Below are 8,731 nucleotides of genomic sequence, written 5' to 3'. Positions count from 1 at the left end.
TTGAACAGAATTTTCTACGTTGAAAACAATTCTGTCCACTTTTTGTTCTACAAGTTTTTTACGACCTTCAACAGTTACGGCTTCCACTTCAATAGCTTGATTGATTTGCAGAATTCCCAAATCGGTATTTTGGGAAACGGATATTTTTTTGGAAAGAAATTCGGTGCCGAATTGTTCTAAAATGAGCGTGTAATCGCCTTTCTGGATTTTTACAGAAAATTTCCCCGAAGCATCGGTAAGTGTTCCGTGTACGGGTTTTTCGTCTTTTTTTAAGATGACATTCAGAAATTCAGCAGGTTTTTGTTGTTGATTTTTCACTTCTCCTGAAAGAGTGACTTCCTGGGCGGAAAGACTTATTGCCCATAGTAAAAACAAAAAAGAAAATATGGTTTTCATGGCAACTCTGTTTTTGATTTCCATCTTAAAGATGCATAAAAACGGGAAATGTTACAAAAAAGATACTCTTTTCAAGGAAAAGAGTATCTTTTTCGATTAATCGTTACGATGATTGCCCAATGAATTTAATACATTATAAAAAAACTTTGCCAAAGTTTAAACTCTGGCAAAGTTTTGAATGAGAAAACTATTAGGTATTGAACTTATTATGGTAAAATTCCAAATACTTATCAGTACCTACCTATTAGAACCACTTCACTAATGCAAAATCTTGGCGGTGTGGTAACAAATCATTTTTCGGGAACACTCGAAGTCCAAGTTGTAATGAACCTGGATACTCGGTAACCACCTCTAAAGTATAAACAGCATTACTACCTTCTTGTGAAGCTGGTGTAAATTCTTTTTTGTCCATTACTTTTGTTTTTCCTTCCTTGTCCTCACGCGCGATGACCAATTCCAAACCAATGTCATTCATGTTCAGCCCTCCAATGTCCAAAGTTATTTTTGCTTGGTAGTTATTTCCTATGGAAATCAATTGTTTGTTCTTGTTCGGAATTTCAGTATTTACTATTTTTACGTTATCCCACTCTTGATTTACCTTGCGTTTCCAGTCCGAAATTTGAATTGCTAAGGCAAAATTATCCTGTTTCAAACTCGCAGCACGTTCGCTCATAGGGAAGTAATATTGATTTTCGTAATCCGTAAGCATACGTGTTGTTGTGAAATTTACTGCCACTTTAGCAATAGTATTTTTAATTAACGCACACCAAGATTGTGAAATGCCGTCTTTATCTTTTTCGTAGAATGTTGGAGCAATTTCATCCTCAATGATGTTGTATATCATTTCGGCATCCATTTCATTTTGATACTCTTGATTTTCGTAAGCTCGTTCCATTGGTAAAGCCCAACCAGCATCTTCGCGATAGCCCTCTACCCACCAACCGTCGAGTACGCTAAAGTGCATCACTCCGTTCATTGCAGCCTTTTCTCCACTGGTTCCAGAAGCCTCTTGCGGACGCGTTGGAGTGTTCATCCAAACATCCACTCCTTGTACCATATGACGAGCTAACTCCATGTCGTAGTTAGGAATGAAAAGAATTTTACCTAAAAACTGTGGCATTTTCGAGATTTCAACGATGTGTTTAATCAAATCCTGACCTGCTTTATCGGCAGGATGTGCTTTTCCTGCAAAAATGAACTGTACTGGTCGCTCTGGATTGTTTACTATTTTATCCAAACGCTCAATATTAGTGAATAATAAGTGGGCTCGTTTGTAAGTCGCAAAACGACGTGCAAAACCAATAGTAAGAATATCTTTTCTTAAATTCTCTTTGATTTCAATTAACTGTTTAGGTGAGAAATACGGTGTGTTTTTTTCCAAACGTAACTTTTGCTCCACACGACGTAATAATTTTGCTCGCAATTCTGTTTTGACTTCCCAAATACGTTTGTCGGACACTTTATAAATCCCTTCAAAACCTTTAGGGTCAAATTGATTCTTTTTGAAATCTTCACCAAACACCTCATTTTCAATTTCTTTCCATAAGGTCGCTGTCCATGTTGGTTTATGTACCCCATTGGTAACGTAGCTGATGTGTGACTCTTCTGGCATATAACCTGGCCATAGATTTTTGAAGATATCCTTACTAACTTCTCCATGTAGCCAACTCACTCCATTTACTTCCTGTGATAGATTAGCCGCCAAATTACTCATTGAGAATTTCTCTCTTGGATTGTTCAAGTTAATTTTTCCTAAGGATAGAATTTGTTCCCAACTTACGTGTAGTTTATCGGTATAATTCTCAATATGAGCTCTTAGCATACCTTCTTCAAAGAAATCGTGTCCTGCTGGTACTGGTGTGTGCGTAGTAAACAAAGATGAAGCTCGTACTACCTCCATAGCCTCGGAGAAAGACAAATTGTCATTTTGGATGTATTCACTAAGTCGTTCCAGTCCAATAAATGCCGCGTGTCCTTCATTGCAGTGATATACCTCAGCATCAATTCCTAACTTACGCAACATTTTGATGCCTCCTAATCCTAAAAGCATTTCTTGTTTCAGACGGTTTTCCCAATCTCCCCCATAAAGATGGTGGGTTACAAAGCGGTCGTCTTCTCTATTATCTTCAAAGTCAGTATCTAATAGATATAACTCAATGCGTCCTACATCCACTCGCCAAACACGCGCGTACAATGTTCTTCCAGGTAAATCCACTGCCACGACCATCCATTTTCCATTGGTGTCAATCACTGGGGTGACTGGAATTTTTGAGAAATCTTGAGCTTCATAATCAGCCTCTTGATTTCCTGCGGAAGATAATTTTTGAGTAAAATATCCATAACGATAAAGTAGCCCTACACCAGTAATTTTTGTAGCCTTATCACTAGCTTCTTTCAAGTAGTCTCCTGCCAAAATTCCCAATCCTCCCGAATATATTTTTAGAGAAGAATGTAACCCATATTCCATGCTAAAATAAGCAACCGATGGGCTTACCATGTCTACTTTTTTAGCCATGTAATTTTGGAATTTGTTATATACGTTTGACAGTTGTTTCATAAAAGCACTATCTTTCTCAAGCTCTTTATACCTTGAAAGCGAAATCATATCCAACAATTCTATTGGATTTTTGCGAGAATCAAGCCATTTTTGAGGGTCAATGCTGTGGAATAAATCCGAAGCATCGTCATTCCAACACCACCAAAGGTTTTTTGCCAATTCTTCCAAAGGTTGTAGTGCTTCTGGTATCGCTCTGTGAATGATAATATTACGCCAAATAGGAGTATTCACTATTTTACTTTTTTCTAATACAGAAGCTGCGTCTGTGTCAATGTTAGGCAGACTAATTATTCGTTCTTCAATATTTTCTAAGGTCAGTTCGTAGGCTTTAAAGTAATTTTTACTTAGGTTCTTCCATAGGGCAATTTCGGCCACTTTACCTGCTTCTTCTCTAATTAATTCAAAGTCAGAATCTTTCATCAGAAGTAGTGATGATATGTTTTTAGTGATTTCACTAACTACATCACCATAATTGCTGTCAGTACGCTTGATAACCTCAATAGATTTCTGTTTTTCAGGATAATAATTTTCTACCCATTTTCCAAATCCAGCCAAAGAAGTCGTGATTGTCGGCACATTGAAAGCTAAACTTTCCAATGGGGTATACCCCCAAGGCTCATAATATGAAGGGAATACAGTGCCGTCAATTCCAATAAGTACATCGTAGTACGACAAATTGAATATACCGTCATTGCCGTTCAGATAGCTAGGGCAAAACACTACTTTCACTTTATCTTCCTTGCGGTTGAAAAGTTGTTGTTCATAGATTCTGCGTAGAATTTGGTCATTATTAGGGTCTGATAAATAGTGCGTTAAATGTTTTTGGTCATTATTTCCCGCTTGTTGCGGATAGTCCAAATTATGTTGTAACCCATGGTTTACGCCCTCATGAGCCGTAGGAACTAGCAAGAAAGCAATTACCTCTTTTTTATTTTTCGGATTGCGGTTCAACGTGCCTAAAGCATCAATGAAAGCGTCAATACCCTTATTTCTGAATTCATATCTTCCGCTGATAGCCAACATCTTAGTATCCTCACTAAGCGTATGCCCAACTAGAGCTTGAGCTACTTTATGGAGTTGTTTTTTAGCTTCCTTACGTTTTTTATCAAAGGTTTTGGATGGAGGAACAATGCTGTCTTCAAATCCGTTTGGAGTAATCATATCAGTTTTACGACCTAAGAAATGAAGCGATTCCTGTGCTGTTAGCTCACTCACAGTAGTAAAACAATCTGTCACTTTCGCTGCGGTTTTTTCCAAGAAATGCTTGTGTTGCACTCCAAATCGATATGCCATTTCCTCAGGATTGTAACCTTTCATATTGTCATAGAGCGGATAACCATTTCCTGCAATTGAACGACCTACAACGGTGGCGTGTGTAGTGAAAACAGAACCTACTTTTGGCATTTTGTCTTCGATGTAGAGCAAACCACTACCTGTCATCCATTCGTGGAAATGACACAGTACATTTTCGCGTGAAGCGGTGTTGAATTTCACAAAGCTCTCAATAACCTTGGCTGCAGCGTATCCAAAAAGTACTGATTCGATGTAATCCCATGAGCTGTTTAATGAGTCAAGTTTGTATGTATCCCAATAGTAGCGTAGAATCTCATTTTTGTTGCTGATGTAGCTCGAAAAATCAACTAAAATCACAATCGGATTTCCTGCCACATTCCAATTTCCTACACGCACTCGAAGCCCTTCGCTTCCTGCTTTGGTTTTCCACGATTTGAAAAGTTCTTTATTTTCAATAAATTCCTTGTTTTCAGCATGTTGCCAGATATCTGGCCCAATGAGGATGTATTTATTTTTGAATTTTTTAGTAATGCTCAACGCTTTGGTTGAGATAACGGTGTGAATACCACCTACCTTGTTGCACACTTCCCAACTTGTTTCGAAGATGTAGTCAGGATTTAATGTCATTTTCTTTGTTGGCATAATGATGTAATCTAAATATTTATCGTATGTTGTTATTTTTAAGTTAAATTTTCAAGAGGTAAAGGTACAAATAAATATTATTTTTTGCAAGAGAGAAAGATGTTTTGTTTTGAGCTACACTCAACTCCTGCTAACTGCTTTTTTTATTTTGGAACAATAGTTTTCATTATCCATAGTTTTTTTCGTTCGGTAAGTTATTAATTCTGCTATACAATTGATTGATTTACAATATTTTATTAGATGATAAATTTAATTAAGAAAAAAGTAGATACTAATTCAAAAAAAGATGCTAATTTAATAAAAATCAAAACTTTATATCTCTAATCATCAATTGTAGGTATCTTTTCCCGTTCCAAAAATTTTCCTCAAGTGAATAGGCAATTTTGAAAACATTACCTTGTTTGATAGTTGGTAACATATGAGCCATATTGAAAGCAGTGGCGGTAAAAAATCGATTTCCTCCGCATTCCTTCAAAGTTAATCGTAAATGCTCTCCATTCTTGCCGATAGCTTTTGCTACGCCTGTATCTATCACATTTTCAGCGTAAAAAATAGGTGTCATATTGTGTGGCCCAAAGGGTTCAAACTGACTTATAATGCGAAACATATTATCCGTAATCTGTTCCAATGGAAGCATGGTGTCTATCGTTATTTTGGGCTGTAACAATTCCTTTGTGATGGTTTTAGAAACAATTTCTTCAAATTTTTCTTTGAAAAGGCTGTATTTCTCAGGCAAAAGAGTGAGTCCTGCAGCATATTTATGTCCTCCGAATTGCTCAATATACTCAGAACATTGTTCCAAGGCTTCGTATACATCAAAACCAGAAACGGAACGTGCGGAAGCTGCATACTTTTCTCCACTTTTAGTAAATACAAGCGTAGGACGGTGGTACGTCTCAATAAGACGAGAAGCTACAATCCCTATCACGCCTTTGTGCCATGATGGTGCGTAAACCACAGTCGAAAAACGATGTTGTTCCTTATTCTCTTGAATTTGTGCTAAGGCTTCATTGGCAATATTTTGGTCTAAATCTCTGCGTTCCGTATTGAACTCTTCAATGATTTTAGCCTTTTCAATGGCTCTATTTTCATCGTTTTCCGTAAGCAATTTTACTGCAAATTTGCCGTGTTCAATACGCCCCGCGGCATTGATACGGGGCGCTAATCGGAACACTACATTGGAAGTCTTCACAGGTTTGTCCACTTCCAACAAAGCCTTCAATCCTACTCTCGGATTTTGGTTCAACACTTGCAGACCAAAATACATTAACACCCGATTTTCGTCCGTAATAGGAACAATGTCAGCAGCAATGGCAGTAGCTACTAAATCCAAAAATGGTAGGATTTCCTCAAAAGGATATCCCCAATGTTCGTTGAGTGCTTGAATGAGTTTAAACCCTACCCCACAGCCACATAACTCTTTGTAAGGATACAAACAATCGACTTGTTTGGGGTTCAGAATGGCCAATGCATCGGGTACAATATCAGACGGACGGTGGTGATCGCAAATAATGAAATCAATTCCTTTTTCATTGGCATATGCTACTTTATCAACTGCCTTAATACCACAATCCAAAGCAATAATTAACGAAAAGTCATTATCGGAAGCGTAGTCAATTCCTTGAAAAGAAATGCCGTAGCCTTCGCTATATCGGTCGGGGATATAAAAATCAATATTATGGGTGAATTGTTGTAGAAATAAATACATTAGTGCCACGGCGGTAGTTCCATCTACGTCGTAATCACCATATATGAGTATATTTTCTTGATTTTCAATAGCTTTATGAATGCGCGATACTGCCTTTTCCATATCTTTCATCAGGTAAGGAGAATGTAAATCATCCAATGACGGACGGAAAAAGCGTTTTGATTTATCAAAATCAGTGATTCCTCGCTGAGCCAATAACGTAGCTATTGTTTCACTGACATTGAGTTCTTTTTGGAGTGAAGCTACTATTTCTTTTTGAGGCGATTGTTTGAAAACCCAATTGTAATTCATGTTTAAGTTCTTGCTAATGGATTATTGCTTTCCTTTTTTAGTTTTTGATATTTTCCTAAAACAATTATTTGTAGGAGCTACTCTTTAAATAATATCCTGTTCAAATTATTTCAAAATAATGTTTTGCGTGAAAAACAGTACTTTACACAAATATAAAGCATTATATTTCAGTAACTTTAGGCAAATATAAAAAACAGATTTTAAAACACTTCTATCTGTGACCCTATTTTGATCGATTTGTTACAGATATAATCGCTCTCATTTCGGGGAACATTTACCTGATAGATGTTTTTTTTACTAACATTCCGTCAATGAGTGATTTAGAAATACAAAATAATTATTACTCCTCCTTACAAGATTCCACGATTTTTTCGCGGTGTTTTTTGCCCCATTCTTGCAGGGCAGAAAGTACAGGTTTGAGGTCTTTGCCGTAGGGCGTAAGGCTGTATTCTACCGTAACGGGAACGGTGGGAAACACTTCGCGATGTATTAGTCCATTCATTTCCAAATCTTTCAAAGCGTTGGAAAGGGCTTTGGGTGAAATACCTTTTAGTTCGTTTTCCAATTCTTTAAACCGCTTGGTATGGTCGCAGAGACTGTAAATAATGGGAAATTTCCACTTTCCGCCAATGACTTCAATCGCATCTAAAACCGATTGTATTTCCGTGTATTTATTTTCGTTGTTTTCTTTCATCAAAAGTTTTTTAGATTGCAAAAATAGACAATATTGGCAAATAGAAAAATATTGAATATCTACATTTTTCAAAATAAACATCTAGAAATCAATTACTATATAAAATTATATTAACTTGATAATGTTCTATTACTGAAAAATGTATTGCATATAGTCGTATCTTTGTATTGGAAAAATTAAAGGAGATTAAACAATGAAAAAAAATGTTGTTTTGATTGTTTCTAAAGAAGAAACTTTCATCAAAGAGTTGGCAAAAGTATATACTTCAGTTGTGTTTCAATTTGCGGATAATGCCGAACAAGCCATTGAAAAATTGAATCTCTTTGCTGTGGGAGCAATATTGGCAGATGCAACCATTAAAGAACAAGAAATTCTCAAAATAAAGAAAATCGCAGGAATTTTAGATTCTGAGATTATATTTGAAAAAGCAGATTTCAAAAATATGGCAGATTTGGAAAAAGTAGTCATCAATCTTCGTAATGAATTATTTAGAAGAAGAATGTCGAATTATACTTTTGAAGATAATCCCAATTTGAATAATCCTTTTCTGAACTTGGATAAAACCAATATTTTTAAGAAAAACGATTAGTCAGAATAATTTTTATTGTAGATAATATGCTGTAAAACAATAAATAACAAATTTAAAAAAGAGATTATGAACACCAAACATATAGAAAAAATCGTTCGTCCTGGCACACCGCATTTTGTGGGAGACGGATTTCGCGTACATAATTTCATTCCTGGAACTTCTTCTATGGAGCGTATGGACCCCTTTATAATGATGGATTACAATGCCCCATATGTTTTCCCACCGAGTGAAATTCCGAAAGGGGTAGATGTGCATCCGCACAAAGGTTTTGAAACCGTAACCATTGCTTACAAAGGCAAGGTAGAACACGCGGATAGTGCAGGTGGAGGTGGAGTGATCGGAGAGGGCGATGTACAATGGATGACCGCTGGAAATGGCATTTTGCACAAAGAATTTCACGAAACCGAGTGGAGTAAATCGGGCGGACTTTTCCATATGATGCAGCTGTGGGTGAATCTTCCGGCAAAGTACAAAACCACTCCGCCTAAGTATCAGGCGATAAAGAATGCGGATATCCCCAAAGTTCCGATAGCCGATGGCGAAGTGGCAGTTATTGCAGGG

6 protein-coding genes are annotated in these 8,731 nt (G+C 36.8%); 2 read left to right on the top strand and 4 right to left on the bottom strand.

Going from position 1 to position 8,731, the window contains the following annotated elements:
• From CCAND38_RS09800 to CCAND38_RS09785, 4 genes are all read right to left on the bottom strand, one after another.
• Positions 1–396: carboxypeptidase-like regulatory domain-containing protein (locus CCAND38_RS09800; RefSeq protein WP_197066354.1), on the bottom strand; the 396-nt coding region annotated here is incomplete at its 3' end.
• Between the two features lie 244 nt (positions 397–640).
• Positions 641–4,891, bottom strand: coding sequence for an alpha-glucan family phosphorylase (gene glgP / locus CCAND38_RS09795; protein ID WP_156129798.1), 4,251 nt, complete (start codon positions 4,889–4,891; stop codon positions 641–643).
• 301 nt (positions 4,892–5,192) lie between these two features.
• On the bottom strand, positions 5,193–6,887 hold the full coding sequence (gene recJ / locus CCAND38_RS09790; protein ID WP_042345097.1) for a single-stranded-DNA-specific exonuclease RecJ: 1,695 nt from the start codon (positions 6,885–6,887) through the stop codon (positions 5,193–5,195).
• Between the two features lie 340 nt (positions 6,888–7,227).
• The gene (locus tag CCAND38_RS09785; protein WP_042006901.1) at positions 7,228–7,581 is read right to left on the bottom strand and encodes a winged helix-turn-helix transcriptional regulator; all 354 of its coding nucleotides are present in this window, start codon (positions 7,579–7,581) and stop codon (positions 7,228–7,230) included.
• A gap of 193 nt (positions 7,582–7,774) precedes the next feature.
• Here CCAND38_RS09785 and CCAND38_RS09780 point away from each other — a divergent pair, with 193 nt between their 5' ends.
• Complete coding sequence (locus tag CCAND38_RS09780; protein WP_042345095.1) at positions 7,775–8,170, top strand: hypothetical protein; 396 nt, start codon at positions 7,775–7,777, stop codon at positions 8,168–8,170.
• Between the two features lie 66 nt (positions 8,171–8,236).
• Positions 8,237–8,731 (top strand): pirin family protein (locus tag CCAND38_RS09775; protein WP_042345094.1); only part of this gene is annotated, 495 nt, incomplete at its 3' end.

This window comes from Capnocytophaga canis (assembly GCF_000827555.1).
Taxonomy (GTDB): Bacteria; Bacteroidota; Bacteroidia; order Flavobacteriales; family Flavobacteriaceae; genus Capnocytophaga; species Capnocytophaga canis.
The sequence above is the reverse complement of the archived record's forward strand: the minus strand, read 5'-3'. Positions and strand labels throughout refer to the sequence as shown.